The 14,273-nt window shown below is 72.9% G+C and carries 13 protein-coding genes; 6 read left to right on the top strand and 7 right to left on the bottom strand.

Annotation, left to right across the window (positions count from 1 at the left end; genetic code table 11):
- The first annotated feature begins 227 nt into the window (after positions 1-227).
- Positions 228-719 carry an SRPBCC family protein gene (locus AC07DU_RS25755; protein WP_479029880.1) on the top strand — a complete coding sequence of 164 codons (492 nt, stop codon included), beginning with the start codon at positions 228-230 and terminating at the stop codon, positions 717-719.
- Here AC07DU_RS25755 and AC07DU_RS25750 read toward each other — a convergent pair.
- From AC07DU_RS25750 to AC07DU_RS25740, 3 genes are all read right to left on the bottom strand, one after another.
- Positions 688-1,230: a heme-binding beta-barrel domain-containing protein gene (locus tag AC07DU_RS25750; RefSeq protein WP_479113877.1), complete on the bottom strand. Its 543-nt coding sequence runs from the start codon at positions 1,228-1,230 to the stop codon at positions 688-690. The two genes, AC07DU_RS25755 and AC07DU_RS25750, sit on opposite strands and share 32 nt — an antisense overlap.
- 148 nt (positions 1,231-1,378) lie before the next feature.
- Positions 1,379-3,451, bottom strand: coding sequence for an elongation factor G (gene fusA, locus AC07DU_RS25745; protein WP_479113849.1), 2,073 nt, complete (start codon positions 3,449-3,451; stop codon positions 1,379-1,381).
- 135 nt (positions 3,452-3,586) lie between these two features.
- Complete coding sequence (locus tag AC07DU_RS25740) at positions 3,587-3,721, bottom strand: hypothetical protein (RefSeq protein ID WP_361951370.1); 135 nt, start codon at positions 3,719-3,721, stop codon at positions 3,587-3,589.
- Between the two features lie 183 nt (positions 3,722-3,904).
- Here AC07DU_RS25740 and AC07DU_RS25735 point away from each other — a divergent pair, with 183 nt between their 5' ends.
- Positions 3,905-4,792 (top strand): nuclease, encoded by an 888-nt coding sequence (locus AC07DU_RS25735; protein ID WP_479029873.1) that lies wholly within the window; start codon positions 3,905-3,907, stop codon positions 4,790-4,792.
- 45 nt (positions 4,793-4,837) lie between these two features.
- Here AC07DU_RS25735 and AC07DU_RS25730 read toward each other — a convergent pair whose 3' ends face one another.
- Both AC07DU_RS25730 and AC07DU_RS25725 read right to left on the bottom strand, forming a co-directional pair.
- A complete protein-coding gene (locus AC07DU_RS25730) occupies positions 4,838-6,199 on the bottom strand; it encodes a sensor histidine kinase (RefSeq protein ID WP_479030520.1) in 1,362 nt (453 codons plus the stop codon).
- Positions 6,200-6,293: 94 nt separating this feature from the next.
- Positions 6,294-6,971, bottom strand: a complete 678-nt coding sequence (locus AC07DU_RS25725) for a response regulator transcription factor (RefSeq protein WP_360891970.1) — start codon at positions 6,969-6,971, stop codon at positions 6,294-6,296.
- Positions 6,972-7,106: 135 nt separating this feature from the next.
- Between AC07DU_RS25725 and AC07DU_RS25720 the strand changes: the two genes are divergently transcribed.
- From AC07DU_RS25720 to AC07DU_RS25710, 3 genes are all read left to right on the top strand, one after another.
- Positions 7,107-7,685 (top strand): hypothetical protein, encoded by a 579-nt coding sequence (locus AC07DU_RS25720; RefSeq protein ID WP_479113847.1) that lies wholly within the window; start codon positions 7,107-7,109, stop codon positions 7,683-7,685.
- 463 nt (positions 7,686-8,148) lie between these two features.
- Complete coding sequence (locus AC07DU_RS25715; protein WP_479029866.1) at positions 8,149-8,727, top strand: RNA polymerase sigma factor; 579 nt, start codon at positions 8,149-8,151, stop codon at positions 8,725-8,727.
- 875 nt (positions 8,728-9,602) lie between these two features.
- The gene (locus AC07DU_RS25710) at positions 9,603-10,433 is read left to right on the top strand and encodes an IclR family transcriptional regulator domain-containing protein (RefSeq protein ID WP_479113874.1); all 831 of its coding nucleotides are present in this window, start codon (positions 9,603-9,605) and stop codon (positions 10,431-10,433) included.
- 53 nt (positions 10,434-10,486) lie between these two features.
- Here the strand turns inward: AC07DU_RS25710 and AC07DU_RS25705 are convergent, their stop codons facing one another.
- Together AC07DU_RS25705 and AC07DU_RS25700 are read right to left on the bottom strand one after the other, a co-directional pair.
- Positions 10,487-11,314 carry a dienelactone hydrolase family protein gene (locus tag AC07DU_RS25705; RefSeq protein ID WP_479113845.1) on the bottom strand — a complete coding sequence of 276 codons (828 nt, stop codon included), beginning with the start codon at positions 11,312-11,314 and terminating at the stop codon, positions 10,487-10,489.
- 212 nt (positions 11,315-11,526) lie between these two features.
- Positions 11,527-12,756, bottom strand: coding sequence for a serine hydrolase domain-containing protein (locus AC07DU_RS25700; RefSeq protein WP_479113843.1), 1,230 nt, complete (start codon positions 12,754-12,756; stop codon positions 11,527-11,529).
- 212 nt (positions 12,757-12,968) lie between these two features.
- Here AC07DU_RS25700 and AC07DU_RS25695 point away from each other — a divergent pair, with 212 nt between their 5' ends.
- Positions 12,969-14,264, top strand: a complete 1,296-nt coding sequence (locus AC07DU_RS25695; protein WP_360891956.1) for an LCP family protein — start codon at positions 12,969-12,971, stop codon at positions 14,262-14,264.
- Positions 14,265-14,273 lie beyond the last annotated feature (9 nt).

Genomic DNA, 14,273 nt, shown 5'->3' with positions numbered 1-14,273 from the left:
CACTTGAACATCACCTGACGGTCTGCTGAACCGTCTGTTCCTACCGTCTGAGACGTGCTTCCCCCATCCGCCTCCACCGAGCCGCCACGTCCGGCCGAGGGACACCCCCGTGGCATCCCGCCGTCCCTCGGCCGGGCGCTGGCCCACCGGCGCTCTCCTTCCTCCCCCCTCCCCGCCCCGCCGGCGGACGGGAGCCACGCCGCGCCCGGCCCGGGGGAGGAGTAGCCGTGCGGGAGGAGACCGTGGTCGTCAGTACGGAGATCGCCGCCACCCCGAGCACCGTCTACCAGCTGCTCACCGACTTCAGCCGCTGGACGCAGTTCATCGCCGAGACCAGGCCCCCCGCCGTCGCGCCGGAGGCCGCGGACCGCGGTGCGACCTTCCGGGCCTGGAACCGCAACGGCCCGCTGATCTGGCGCACCACGTCCCGGATCGTCGTCGCCGAACCCGGACGCTGCTTCGCCTTCAAGGTCACCTTGTTCGGCCGGCCCATGGCCGTCTGGCGTTACGACATCACCGCGACGCCCCACGGCTGCCGCGTCACCGAGTCCACCCGTGACCAGCGCGCGCGGGTCCTGCGGACGCTGACCCCGCTCACCACCGGCGTCTGGGACCGCCAGGCCCGCAACCGGCGCAACATGGAAACCACCCTCACCCGGCTCCGCACGCTCGCCGAGGGCGACGCCTTCAGGACGGGCGCTTCCGCAGACGCGTCGTGAGGTGGTGCTGCAGGAGCTGTCCCACCGCCGCCATGTCGTGCACGACCGTCATCTCCCCGGCCCCGAGGGTGTAGTGGCGGCGGGTGGCGGTGACCTCCTTGGCCAGCGGGGTCAGCGACACGTCCTTCGTCTCGATCTCGATCTCCGTACCGGAAACCCGCCCGACGTACGTCTCGACGATGCCGGTGGGATGGGCGAGCACGACCTCCAGTGAGGCGTCGGGAGTGACCCGCCACCACCCCGCCTCACGGCTCGCCGGCCGCAGCGGGGCGCCGGAGCCGTCGATCAGCCACGCCCGTGCCTCGTAGCGCAGGAAGGGGCGGCCGTCGTGGCTGAAGGTGAGCTCCTGCTCGTACCGGAAGTCCTCCTCCAGCGTCGGGTACTGGCCCTGCCCCCGGCCGTGCCAGCGCCCCAGCAGGGGCAGTACGGGCCGCAGCAGCGGGTGCGGTTCGGGGCCCTCGCCCACGGTGTGGCTGTCGGGATACGGGTTCTCCTGCACGGACTCGAACATGTCCACCTTGCCTGTCTGCGGGACCACGGGCTCCGCAGCCTAGCGGCCGCCCCGCCCCGCCCCCGGGAACATGGCGGGGCGGGGCGGACGTGAACGGCGCGGCGCCCCAGCCCCCCCCGGTCAACCGTCAACCGTCAACCGTCAACCGTCAACGGGCGAGCAGCGCACCCGCGACCGAAGCCGGTACCGGCGCCAGACTGGCCGGCCGGGTGGTGAAGGTCCCCCGGCCCTGGGTCCGGCCGCGCAGCCGGGACGCGTAGCCGAACAGCTCGGCCAGTGGCACGACCGCCGTGATCACCGCCGTCCCGGCCCGGGCCGTGGACGCCGAGACCCGGCCGCGACGGGCGGCGAGATCACCCAGTACGCCGCCGACACCGTCCTGCGGGACGCTCACCACGACCTCCACGACCGGCTCCAGCAACTCCACCGTGCTCACGCGCAGCGCCTCGCGCAGTGCGAACCGGCCCGCCGCCCGGAACGCCATCTCCGAGGAGTCCTTGGAGTGGGTCGCCCCGTCGGTGAGCGTGACCCGCAGGCCCGTCACCGGGTGACCGCCGAGCGGGCCCTCGGCCAGGGCGTCGCGGCAGCCGGCCTCCACGGCGCGCGCGTACTCCTGCGGCACGCGGCCCCCGACGACCGTCGACCGGAACTCGAAGCCCCCTTCCTCCAGCGGTTCGACGTCGATGACGACGTGCGCGAACTGCCCGGCGCCGCCGTCCTGTTTGACGTGCCGGTAGACGAGACCGGTCACGCCGCGTACGACGGTCTCCCGATAGGAGACCTGCGGCCGGCCGACGACCACCTCCACGCCGTGACCGCTGCGGATCTTCTCCACCGCGACCTCCAGGTGCAGTTCGCCGAGCCCGGACAGCACGGTCTGCCCGGTCTCCGCGTCGGAGCGCACCACCAGCGACGGGTCCTCCTCGGCGAGCCGGGCCAGTGCCGAGGAGAGCCGTCCGGTGTCGACGCCGCGCAGCGCCTCGACCGCCACCGACACCACCGGTTCGGCCACCGAGGGCGGTTCGAGGACCAGCGGGGCCCCCGGCGCACACAGGGTCGAACCGGCCCGCGCGGCCTTCAGCCCGATCACGGCGACGATGTCACCGGCGCGTGCCTCCTCCCGTTCCTCGTGCCGGTCGGCCTGCACGCGCAGGATCCGGCCGACCCGCTCGGTACGCCCCGTGGCCGGATCCAGTACGGACTCGCCCTTGCGCAGCGTGCCCGCGTAGATCCGCAGGTACGTGAGCCGTCCCGTCGCCGTCGCCGTCACCTTGAAGGCGAGGGCCGCGAACGGCTCCGCCGGATCGGGGGCGCGCTCCTGCTCCACGCCGCCCGCCAGCCCGCGCACCGGGGGCACGTCCACAGGGGACGGCAGGTACGCCAGCACCGCGTCCAGCAGCGGCTCGATCCCGCGGTTGCGGTACGCCGAACCGCACAGCACCACCACGCCGTCCCCGCGCAGCGTCAGCTCGCGCAGGGCGCGTACCAGCGTCCGCTCGGACAGCGCCGAATCCGCGCAGAACTCCTCCAGGGCGTCGGCGTGGAGCTCGGCCACCGTCTCCTCCAGGAGCCGGCGGCGCCGCTGCGCCTCCTCCCGCAACGACTCGGGGACCGGCCCCGTCTCGTAGGTGTCGGCGTCCGCGCGCCAGCGCAGCGCCCGCATCCCCAGCAGGTCGACGACGCCGGTGAACGCGTCCTCCTGCCCGATGGGCAGCTGCACCACCAGGGGTACGGTGCCCAGCCGCTCCCGGATCGACGTGACCGCGGTGTCGAGGTCGGCGCCCGCCCGGTCCAGCTTGTTGACGAACGCGATCCGCGGCACCCCGTGCCGGTCGGCCTGCCGCCACACCGACTCGCTCTGCGGCTCGACCCCGGCGACGGCGTCGAACACCGCGACGGCCCCGTCCAGCACCCGCAGGGAACGCTCGACCTCGTCGGAGAAGTCGACGTGCCCCGGAGTGTCGATCAGGTTGACGCGGTGTCCGCCCCAGGTGCAGCTCACGGCCGCCGCGAAGATGGTGATGCCGCGGTCGCGTTCCTGGGCGTCGAAGTCGGTGACGGTCGTGCCCTCGTGCACCTCGCCCCGTTTGTGGATGGCGCCGGTCGTGAAGAGGATGCGTTCGGTGATCGTGGTCTTGCCGGCGTCGACGTGGGCGAGGATGCCCAGGTTGCGGACGGCGGTCGGGGAAGTGGTGTCGACGGGTCGCCTGTTGGCGCGCATGGCCCGAGGCCTTTCGAGTGATGAGGAAGAGGGCGGCGCGATTCCCGGACGCGGCCGCGGCGCCGCCGCCGCGCCGGAGGGATCCGGGGGGCGTACGGCGAGCGGGAAGGACGGGACCTTGGAAGGGCCCGGAACCTAGAGGGAGATGACCCCGAGGTGCGTCACGGGCAGGGGGTGACGGCCGCGCAGCCGGCACCGCGCGCTGCGAGACACCGGGATCACGTCGTACCGGGACCGGGGAGCGAAGACGGCGGTGCGGTGCGTGCGCATGGCCGGGCTCCCCTTCTCTTCACTGGCATCGGGCGCGCCGTGTCCTGTCGGCAGCGCGTACGCCGACCCTAGCGAGCGGCCCGGCCCGGGGCACGCCCTTTTCGCACTCCCGACACTCGAACACTCTCGGTAACGGTTTGCTACGGTACGTGATGCCCTTGTCCGCCTCCCTTGGGAGTCGCCATGTCCATGCTGCTGATCAGAGGGTCCTTCCGGGTGAACGGCGGTGCCAAACCGGACGGCGACACCCTCCCCTTCATCCCCGAGGACCCCGGAGACTGGAAACTCGTGGGCGGGCGGGCACCGATCGTGCCCAAGGCGGACGGCCGTGCCGGCGTCCGCCTGGAAGGCGTCGACACGCTGGAGACCCACTACGGCAACGGCAGTTACGGACCCGAGCGGCACCAGCCGCTGAAGTTCGCGCACCGGGCCGCCGACGAGTTGCTGACCTGGCTCGGCTTCACCCACATCGAGCGCCACGCGGACGAGACCGTCACCACCACGCCCGACAGCGTGCCCGGATTCATCCTCACCCGCGGCGCCGATGCCTACGGCCGCTGCATCGCTCTGGTCGGCCGCGGCTTCCCGCCCGGATGCAGCGGCTACGAGATCCGTGTCGGCGAGGACCTGCTGCGCAAGACCGTCAACCACCACCTCCTCGCGGTCGGGCTGGCCTACCCGACCTTCTACTCGGGTCTGCCGTCCGACCTGCGCGGGGTCCTCAAGGCCGCCGCCCTGCAGGCCAGGGGGGCCGTGCCGCCCAAGGGGCTGTGGGCCGAGGACGTGACCGTCGAGGGGGCCAAGGTCACCGACATGTGCGCGATCACCGCCGACGCGGGTGCGGTGATCCTCCCGAAGCTGTTCCGCCGGCTGAAGGACTACCTGGACTACGACCCGGGGAACCAGTCACTGGCCTGGTTCCCCGCCTTCCTGGCCGGGGCCGGGGACAAGTTCCGCATCCTGCCGGGCAACGACGAGGTCACCGGCATGCACCATCTGATCGAGATCACCGACGGGCAGACCCTGCGGATGACCCACCCCTGCGAACAGATCGTCTTCGACGACAAGTGAGCACCCGCGCGGCCATGACCCGGCCGCGCCGCGAGAGATGACCGGTCAGGGCTGATGGGTCAACGGCAGCCGGAGCACCAGCCGGGCGCCGCCCTCCGCGGAGTCCTCGGCCGTCAGCGTGCCGCCGTGGTGGGTGCTCAGGTCGCGGGCGATGGCGAGGCCCAGACCGGCTCCACCGTGGTCGCGGCTGCGCGAGTCGTCGAGGCGCGTGAACCGTTCGAAGATCCGCTCGCGATCCGCCGCGGGGATGCCGGGGCCGTCGTCGAGGACCTCCAGGACGGCAGTGCGCGGCCGTGGCCCCCCGGTCGTGCGCAGGGTGACCTCCACGCGCCGAGCCGCGTAGCGCTGGGCGTTGTCGACGAGGTTGGTGACGACCCGGCCGAGCCACAGGGCGCCGGCGGTGACCTCGACACCGGCTTCGAGCCGCACGTGGACGGGGACCCGGTCCCCGAGGCGGCAGTCCACCGCCTCGCGGACCAGAGCGGTCAGGTCCAGCGGCGCGGCGGACACGGGCGGGGCCGCGTCGATGCGGGCGAGCAGGAGCAGATCGGCCGTCAGGTGCTGGAGCCGTTCGATGTCCTCAAGGGCCCCGCCGATCAGCTCGGGCCACAGCTCCGGGTCGCGGACGGCCAGGGCCACCTCCAGCTGGGTGCGCAGGACGGTGATGGGGCTGCGCAGTTCGTGGGAGGCGTCGGCGATGAACTGCCGCTGGCGGATGCCGGAGGCCTCCAGCCGGTCCAGGGTGGCGTTCATGGTCTCGGCCAGCCGGGCCACCTCGTCCTGCGTGGCCGGCACCGGCACCCGCCGGTGCAGGTCGCGGTCGGAGATCTCGGCGACCTCGGCGCGGATCGCCTCCACCGGCCTCAGCGCGTGCCCGGTGACCCGCCAGGTCACGAGGGCGACGGTGGCCAGGAGCAGCGGCATGCCGATGAACAGGGCCGCGGTGGTGGTGTCGTCGGCCGCGTCCGCGTCCCGCAGTGAGGCGCCCGCGTAGACGACGGCCATGCCGTCCGGGGTGTCGGTGACGACCTGGGCCACCCGCTGGCGGTGTCCCTCGCCGAGCGGGCGGACCTTCCAGGTGTGGAGACGGGTGGCCGGTGCCCCGGGGGCGGGCGGCGGGAACGCGGGCACGCCCATCAGATTGGGGCTGGCGAACAGGACACGGCCGTCCGCGCCCACCACCTGCACGAACTCGACACCGCGCCCCGGCGGGCGGACGCGCCCCAGCTTGCCGGTGGCGGCGAGCTGGGCCACCGTCTCGGCCTGCCGCCGGGCGTCGTTCTCCGCGTTGCGCAGCAGATTGGCTTCGAGCAGCCCGAGCAGGGCGAAGGAGGCGAGCGCCAGGGCCGCGGCCACCACCACGCTCGCGCCCACGGTGGCCCGTGCCCGTACGGTGGTGGGCCACATCCGCCGTAGCGCCGGCCACCGGCGCAAGGCCGCGCGCGAGGCGGAGCCCAGTACGGAGCCCAGTACGGCCCCCGGGCGGCGGGGGCCCGGCCGCTCAGCCACCGTCGACCGCCAGCCGGTATCCGGCTCCCCGTACGGTCTCCAGCGCGGCACGGCCGAACGGGGCGTCGATCTTGCGGCGTACGGCGCTGACGTGGACCTCGACGACATTGGGATCGCCGTCGAAGGCGCTGTCCCACACCTGTTCCAGGATGTCGCGTTTGGGCACCACCTCGCCGGAGCGCCGGGCCAGGTACTCCAGCACCGCGAACTCCCGCGCGGTCAGCCGTATCTCCGTACCGCCCCGCGAGCAGGAGTGCCGGGCGGGGTCGAGCAGCAGGTCCCCGAACCGCATCACCTGAGGGCGCCGGCGGCCCGTACGCCGCCCCAGCGCGCGCAGCCGGGCGACCAGGACGAGATAGGAGAAGGGCTTGGACAGGAAATCGTCGGCGCCGGTGTCCAGGGCCTCGGCCTCGTCGTACTCGCCGTCCTTCGCCGTGAGCATCAAGATTCCCGACTCGTTGCCGGCCGCGCGCAGCTTCGCGCAGACCCGGTAGCCGTTCAGCCCGGGCAGCATGATGTCGAGCACGATCAGGTCGTAGTCGTGCTCGGTGGCCAGCCACAGGCCCTGGGGCCCGTCATGGGCCACGTCCACCGAGAACCCCTCCGACTGCAGCCCTCGCTGCAGGGCCACCGCCAGCCGGCGTTCGTCCTCCACCACCAGTACGCGCATGCCGAACAGGATCGCAGGGCCGCCCCGCGGAAGGCTGAAGAGGTCTTCAGGTGGCTTCAGCGGGGCTTCAGCATGCGCTCGGCATCCTCTGCAACGAGCCGGGCGCAGCGCCCGGTTGTCCTGAGGAGTTCTGGTATGTCTGATTCTGTCCCGCCCCGCCCGTCCGAGCAGCCCGAGCAGGCCCCCGGCTCCGGAGCTCCCAAGCGGGCGGCCCTGGGCCGCCTGGTGCCCCGCAGCAGGGCCGCCCGATGGGCGGCGGCGGGCGCGGCCGTCGTGGTCGTCGGCGGGGGAGCGGCGGCCCTCGCGGTGGCCGACCACCAGGACCACCACCGGGCGGACCGGGGGCCGCGCGTCCACTGGACCGTGCCCGGCCACGGCGGCGCGGTGCACGAGGGCAAGCGGGGCGACCTCGACGTGCAGGCGCCCCCCAAGCTCCGCGAGGGTCTCGGCCGGCCCGACGGCGGCGCCGGCCGTAAGGGCCCGGGAGCCCCGGCGCCCGCGCCACTGCCCTCCCTGGCCATCGGCGAGGCGGCCGACAAGGCCGCCGCAGCGGTGCCGGGCGGCAAGGTCGAAAGCCTGCGCCCGGTTGCCCAGGACGGCGGCGGCAGCGCCTGGCTGGCCGTGGTCCTCGGCCAGGACGGCGTCCGGCACGCCGTCACGGTGTCCGCCGACGGCACGGTGACCGGCAACACCCCCGTGGACAGGTTGCGCTAGCGGGTGTTCTCGAAGCGGCCCGCGGCGCCTGGCGCCGCGGGCCTTTCGGTCATGGCCCGACGCGGGGCGGGGGCGAGTCGGGACGTGCCTCGCCGGACGGGGTCGTAGCGACATCCGATCGTGTGACAGGAGGAGCGGCACCGAGTGTGCGGGGGGCGTGCGCGGGCGGTCCGGGGCGCGCGGGGGAGCGGATGCGCTTCGTTCCGAAGATTCCTGCGGACCGGCTTGCACGATCGGGCTCGTTTTCCGATGGGGTGGTGAGTGGGAGCACCTGGTGCTCCACGGCTGCTGGTCCGGGGGCAGGCACGCCGCTTACGCACAGTCCACTTGGAAGGTTTCGCGCCGACGTGAATGTTGCCGAGACGGTCGCCCTCGCGCTGTTAGTCACCACCGCGGTCCGTCTACTCGTAATCAAGGTCCCCGCCGCTCCCATGGGTGGCGTCGAACAGCCGTGGGGGAGCGTATGAGTGAAGGAGAGTTCGACCCATCCGGGGACCAGGCGGTCTCCAGCGAGCTGGCCGGCGTGCTGCCCGTGGAGTTCACCGCTTTCCACTCCCAGCAGCACCGCGCCTACCTGCGCTACGCCCACCTGCAGCTCGGCAACGCCAAGGACGCCGAAGAGGTCGTCGACGACGTCTTCACCTTCCTGCTGACGGTGTGGCGCCAGGCGCTCAAAGAGGCCAGCCTGCACGGATTCGCGTGGGCGGTGCTGCGCGAGCACGTCGAGCGGCGGCTGGCGGTCCTGGGCCGGCAGGTGGCGATGGTGGAGACGGCCTGGTTCGCCGCGCTGCGCCGCACCTCGCGCGAGCGGCTGGAGCTGCTGGAGTCGAAGCTCGGCCTGTACGCGGCCATCGCCGGCCTCTCGGAGCGGCAGTACGACGTGGTGCTGCTCGCGTTCCTGCTGGGGAACGACTCCGACACGGTCGCGCGGATGATGGGGATCTCCCCCGCGACGGTCCGCTCGCACATCCGCGGCGCCCGCCGAACGCTGTCCCGCAAGCTCGGGGTGGACTGGATCCCCGGAGAGGAGAAGGACCAGTGAGCGACATGCCCTGTGACCGCGACATGCCGCTGGGCGAACTCGACGCGGCCTTGGAGGAGGCTACGGTGCTCGCAGAGGAATACGCCGGATACGACGAGGGTGCGGCCCGGCGCCGCATCGCCCGCCGGATCGCGGCCGATCGCGCCCGCTCGGCACCCGGTACCGCCGCTGGCGCGGCCCTCTCCGCCCGCGGCCAGTCCGCGGCGGCGTCCGCCGCGACCGACGACCTCGTCCTGGACGCCGCCTGCCACGTACGGGCCGCCCGCGGCCTGGACGACCTCACCTGGTCCCTCGTGGAGAGCCGGGCCTTCGCCGAAATCGCCCTGGACGCCGATTCCTGGCCCCACGGCGCGGACTCCGCCCTGCTGTTCGGCTGCCTGCTGCACCTGGCGGACCGGATGGAGGGCGCGCAGTTCTGGTTCCAGTACGCGGCGGGGGCGGGCTCGCAGACCGCGGCCCGCTGCCTCTACCTCCACCACCTGTCCCGCGCCGAGGTCGAGACCGCCCGCTACTGGAAACGCCAGGCCCGGACCCTGCCCCCCGACGAACACCTGCCGGTCCTGCCGCAGATGCCGGAACGCCTCGAAGAGGCCCTCGGGGCCTCGGTCATCTGGACGACCCCGCCCATCACCACGCAGGACCTGACCGCCCTCAGCGGCGGCCCGGGCCGGGGCGGGCGGGCCCCCGTCCGGCTCCCCGCGCGCCTGCGCCAAGCCCTCATGGCACACCCCCGCAAGGAGCACCCCGACCTGGGGGAGGTCTTCACCCCCGGCCCCCAAGTAGCGGTCGCCGTCGCGCAGAACGCGCGGCTCAGCCCGCGGCACCTCACGGACGAGGCGACCGCGTGCGCCCTCAAAGCACTCAAACGTCCCCTCGTGAGCCACACCGTCCCCAAAGCACCCGAGGGGCGTCCGGCACCCGCCGCGCTGGAGTCCGTCCACGAGGCACTGCGCGTCCTGGAAGTCATCAACCGCTACTCGGCCGGCGTCAACCTGACCCAGGTCGCTCGTGAGACGAAGCTGCCGCAACTGGTCCTGGCCAGGGCCATGGAGCAGCTGATGCGCGCGAACCTGGCCATCCCGATCGGACCGGACGCGTACATCGCGGGCAACGCCCTGTTGCTGACCGAAGCGGTCGACGGGGAGGGACGCGGGCACCTGCGCGAGACCCTCGCATGGGTGCGGGACGCGGTCGGCGCCTGTGTCTACGTCGCCCGCTACACCGACGGCGAGGTCTCCATCACCCAGTACGCCGACGGCCCGGCCACCCCGGTGGTCGAGGAGTGGGTGGACTTCCGCGACGCCGCCCACGCCTCCGCGGTGGGCAAGGCCCTGCTGACCCAACTCGGCCCCGACGACCGCAAGGACCACCTGTCACGCCACCAGCTCACCCGCTTCACCCCCCACACCCTCACCAGCCACCAGGACCTCTTCCACCAGCTCGACACCCGCCCGCCCAACGCACCCCTCCTCGACTTGCAGGAGTACGCGCTCGGCACGGTGTGCGCGGCCGTGCCGATCACCGCGGGCCCGAACGCGGAGTGCGTGGCCCTGTCCATCCCCGTCCCCGACCCCGGCCGGTTGAAGCAGGCCGCCCGGATCCTGCAGGGCGAAGCGGCCGCGGTCTTACTCGCCCTGATCGTCGCCGGCAGCACCCACCCACCCGCACGCCGACCGGAGAACGGCATCCTGTCCACCACCGTCTAGAGCGGGTCCCGCCGCACATCGGTGCGGCGGGACCGTCCCGGCCGGACGACGGCTCAGAGCTTCTCTTCGAGCAAGCGCGTGCGGAACAGGTCGAGCACCTGATCCAGCGCCGCCCGGGTGGGCTCGCCCGGGGCGTCGATCAGGTGCTCGGTCACCACGGAGTGCGGGGGGAGCAGGCCCTCGGGGCTCGCGCTGCTGTCGTCCAGCTCGACGGCGACGAAGGCGTCGCCGAGCTCGCGCCGCAGAAGGGCGAACCGGTCTCCCGGTACGAACCAGTCGCCCTTGAACCGCAGCCCCATGACCTGCAGGCCCTCCCGCTCGCAGCGGCCCCGTACGACGGCGAGTTCCGCGGGGCTGATGTCGATCGTCCGCTTGCGGCCCGCCGAGACGGCCACCGGGAGCGAAGGCTGGGACAGCACCGGGGCGATCAGCCGGTCGTCGGTGGCCATGGCCAGGGCGAACCCTCCGGTCACGCACATCCCGATGGCGCCGACGCCCGGGCCGCCGCACCGCTCGTGCTCGTGGGCCGCGAGGGCCCGCAGCCAGGACACGACCCGCGAGCTGCGGCCGGTGGCCAGCAGTGTGAACTCCCGGCTCACACACACCTTGAGAGCCGTGGAAGCCCAGTACCGCGCGGTGCCCAGCCGCCCGTGCGCATCGGGATGGGGGTCCAGGCCCGGCTCGCCGAACAGCACCGGCAGCACGACGGTGCAGCCGATCGCCGCCACGCGGTCCGCGAACTCCAGCACCTTCGGAGTGATGCCCGGTATTTCGGCCATCACGATCACGGCGGGGCCGGTACCGCGCCGCAGGACGCGGCGCTGGGTCCCCTCGTGGGTGAACGTGCCCTGTTCGTAGCCGGTCAGGTCGTGGTCCGCCATGACTCTTCTCAACCCCTTCGCGCACCGGAACCGGTCGCCGAGAGGCCCTCACCGACCGAGGCGAGTCTGGCATGCGAAGGTCGCCCTGTGGCCGGGGACCGAGGAAGCGGGGGGATCGGGGCGAGGATCACGCCACGTGCCGCGCACGGGGGAGCCGGCCCCGTCGCGGCAGCTGGCCGCTGCCCGGGTCCGGCTCCGCCGCGTGCGCCCCGTCAGTTCTTCTTCGGGGTGGTCGGTTTGTGGCCCGGATACACGTGATCGGGGGTCACGATGCCGGTGATCGCCTCGCCGAAGAGCGTGCTGGGCTCCTGGCCGTCGTGCAGGACGTCGGTGTTGAGGACGACGACCATGGTCGCCTGCTCCTGCGGCAGGTACACGGTGAGGGTTTCGTACCCGGGCAGCGAGCCGTTGTGGCCGATCCAGCCCTGCACGTTGAAGATGCCCAGTCCGTAGCCGGCACCCGGAATGTTCATCGGGGTCGTCTTCAGGCGCTCGGCCTGGGTCGCGGGCGTCAGCAGGGTGCCGGTGGCGAGCGTACGGGCCCAACTGTGCAGGTCCTGCAGGTCGGAGATCATCGCACCGGCGGACCAGGCCCAGGAGGGGTTCCAGTGGGTCGCGTCCTCGATCTTGCCCGAGGCGATCTCGTCCGAGTAGCCGTGCGCGTAGGGCGCCGGTATCGCGGCATTCGTGGGGAAGACCGTGCGGCGCAGTCCGGCCGGATCCAGGACGTCGCGCTGGATGACCTCGTGGATCGGCCGACCGGTGACCTTCTCGACCACCAGGCCGAGCAGGACCAGGTTGGTGTTGCTGTACTCGAACTCGGCGCCGGGCTGGAACTGCACGGGGTGCTTGAAGGAGTAGTCCAGCAACGCCTGAGGCGTGTAGGGCCGGACCGGGTCGTCGTCGAGCGCCTTGTTGAAGCCGTCGTCCTCGCTGTAGTTGAAGAGCCCGCTGCGCATGCCCGCGAGTTGGCGCAGGGTGATGCGGTCCCCGTTCGGAACGCCGGTGACGTACGTGCCGATGTGGTCGTCGAGGGAGAGCTTTCCCTGGTCGACCAGCCGCAGGAGGGCCGTGACGGTGAAGGTCTTGGTCTCGCTGCCGATGCGTACGTGGAGATCGGACGTCATGGGTGCGCCGGTCGCCTTGTCCGCCACACCGAAGGACTTGACGTAGCCGCCCTTGCCGGGGGCCCACAGCCCCACGCTCACGCCGGGAACCTGCGCCTCGCGCATGACCCGCTGCACCGCGGCGTCCAGCTGAGCCGCGACGGCAGGGGTGAGCTGGGGGAAGTCGGTGTCCCCGTCCGGGGAGGGGGAGGCGGTGGCGGACGGCGTCGGAGGGGTGGCCCCGTACGTGGGGCCCGCCGCGACGGGGGAGACGAGTGCACCTGCGGTGGCGGCGGCCACGCAGGCCCGGCGCAGCCGTGTGCGGGTCGGCTTCACGAGACGGCCTCCTGTCGTCGAGGACGAGGCAGCCTCACCAGCGTAGGTCCGTGCCTACCCGGTCGCGCGGTGAGCCATCCGGCGCCCCTGTGAGGCGCGGTGCGGCGTGTAGCCCGGCGCTGCGGTCCGGAGCCAGTACGGTCGGCATTCATCCGGATTAGCCCGATTGACCCGATTCTGGGGGTTCTGAGTTGCGCCGTCTCACCGTTGCCGTGACCCTGCTGGCCACCCTCGCCTCCGGCACCTGGCTGGCCAACGCGCACACCGCGGGGGACGGCGCCCCTGGCGGCGGACGCGGTACGAACATCCTGGTCGTCGGCATCGACAGCCGCGCCGGCCTGTCCGCCGCCGAGAAGCGGAGGCTGCACGTCGGCGGCAAGGGCTGCAACTGCACCGACGTGATGATGCTCCTGCACCTGTCCGAGGACGGGCGGCGTGCGAGCGTCGTCTCCGTCCCGCGCGACTCGTACGTGGAGTACGCGGACGGCACCGGCAAGCGCGGCAAGATCAACGGGGCGTACGCCCTCGGCGGCGGCCCGATGGCGGTGCGCACGGTCGAGAAGGCCACGGGCCTGCACATCGACCACTACCTGGAAACCGGGTTCACCGGCTTCGAACAAGCCGTCAACGACCTCGGGGGCGCGACGGTCTGCACGGACAAGCCCCTCCAGGACGAGAACTCCGGCCTCGACATCACCGCCGGAGTCCACCACACGGACGGCAACACCACACTGCGCTACGTGCGGGCGCGCCACATCAACCGGGCCGGAGACCTGGGCCGGATGCGGCGTCAGCAGCGCATGGTGGTGGACCTCCTGGCCCGCCTCACCGCGGACGGCTCCCTCTCCGGGCCGGTGAACGCCGCCCGGACCGCCCGCGCCCTGCTGAAGTCCGTGCGCACCGACGCCGGGACGGACGTGTTCGACCTGGTCCGCATCGGCCGGACGCTCGGCAGGCTGCGCCCGCACCAGGCGGAGTTCGTGACCGTACCGATCCGGATCTTCGACCACCGGGTGCCCGGTGTCGGCTCCACCCTGCTGTGGGACGAGGACCGCTCCGCCGCACTCTGGGAGGCGCTGGCCGCCGACCGGCCCGTCACGGGTGACACCCGCATCCAGCCCGCCGGGGCCGAGGCCACTCCCACCCGCCCGTCGGGGATCGCCGTCCGGGTGGACGACGCGACGGTCGCCGCGGCCCTGCGCCGCGGCGGGTTCGCGGTCACCGACACCTCGGCGTCCGCACCGGCCGTCCGCCCTGCGGGCCCGCCTGTGATCCGGTACGCCCCGGGCCGCGAGGAGGACGCGACCACCCTGGCCGCGGCCCTTCCCGGGGCGCGCCTGCGGCCCGTCGCGCACCAAGGCGCGACCTTCGACGTCACGGTCGGCAGCAAGCCCGTACTGGTCAAGAGCGTCACCTACGACCGCAACGTCGCCGACGGCGCCCCCGTGACCTCCGACCGCCTGCGCTGCGCCGGGGCGGCGGGACAGCCGTCGGGCGCCATGCCGTAGCCGTGGCCG

Source organism: Streptomyces sp. NPDC045695, assembly GCF_056432025.1.
Note: the sequence above shows the minus strand (reverse complement) of the source record. Positions and strands in the feature narration are given on the sequence as shown.

Bases quoted from the DNA above. Each gene is read 5' to 3' on its own strand.
- AC07DU_RS25720 (WP_479113847.1), top strand. From the start codon at position 7,107: ATGTCTGATTCTGTCCCGCCCCGCCCGTCCGAGCAGCCCGAGCAGGCC.
- AC07DU_RS25725 (WP_360891970.1), bottom strand. From the start codon at position 6,971: ATGCGCGTACTGGTGGTGGAGGACGAACGCCGGCTGGCGGTGGCCCTG.
- fusA (WP_479113849.1), bottom strand. From the start codon at position 3,451: ATGCGCGCCAACAGGCGACCCGTCGACACCACTTCCCCGACCGCCGTC.
- AC07DU_RS25750 (WP_479113877.1), bottom strand. From the start codon at position 1,230: ATGTTCGAGTCCGTGCAGGAGAACCCGTATCCCGACAGCCACACCGTG.
- AC07DU_RS25740 (WP_361951370.1), bottom strand. From the start codon at position 3,721: ATGCGCACGCACCGCACCGCCGTCTTCGCTCCCCGGTCCCGGTACGAC.
- AC07DU_RS25705 (WP_479113845.1), bottom strand. From the start codon at position 11,314: ATGGCGGACCACGACCTGACCGGCTACGAACAGGGCACGTTCACCCAC.
- AC07DU_RS25730 (WP_479030520.1), bottom strand. From the start codon at position 6,199: ATGTGGCCCACCACCGTACGGGCACGGGCCACCGTGGGCGCGAGCGTG.
- AC07DU_RS25735 (WP_479029873.1), top strand. From the start codon at position 3,905: ATGTCCATGCTGCTGATCAGAGGGTCCTTCCGGGTGAACGGCGGTGCC.
- AC07DU_RS25715 (WP_479029866.1), top strand. From the start codon at position 8,149: ATGAGTGAAGGAGAGTTCGACCCATCCGGGGACCAGGCGGTCTCCAGC.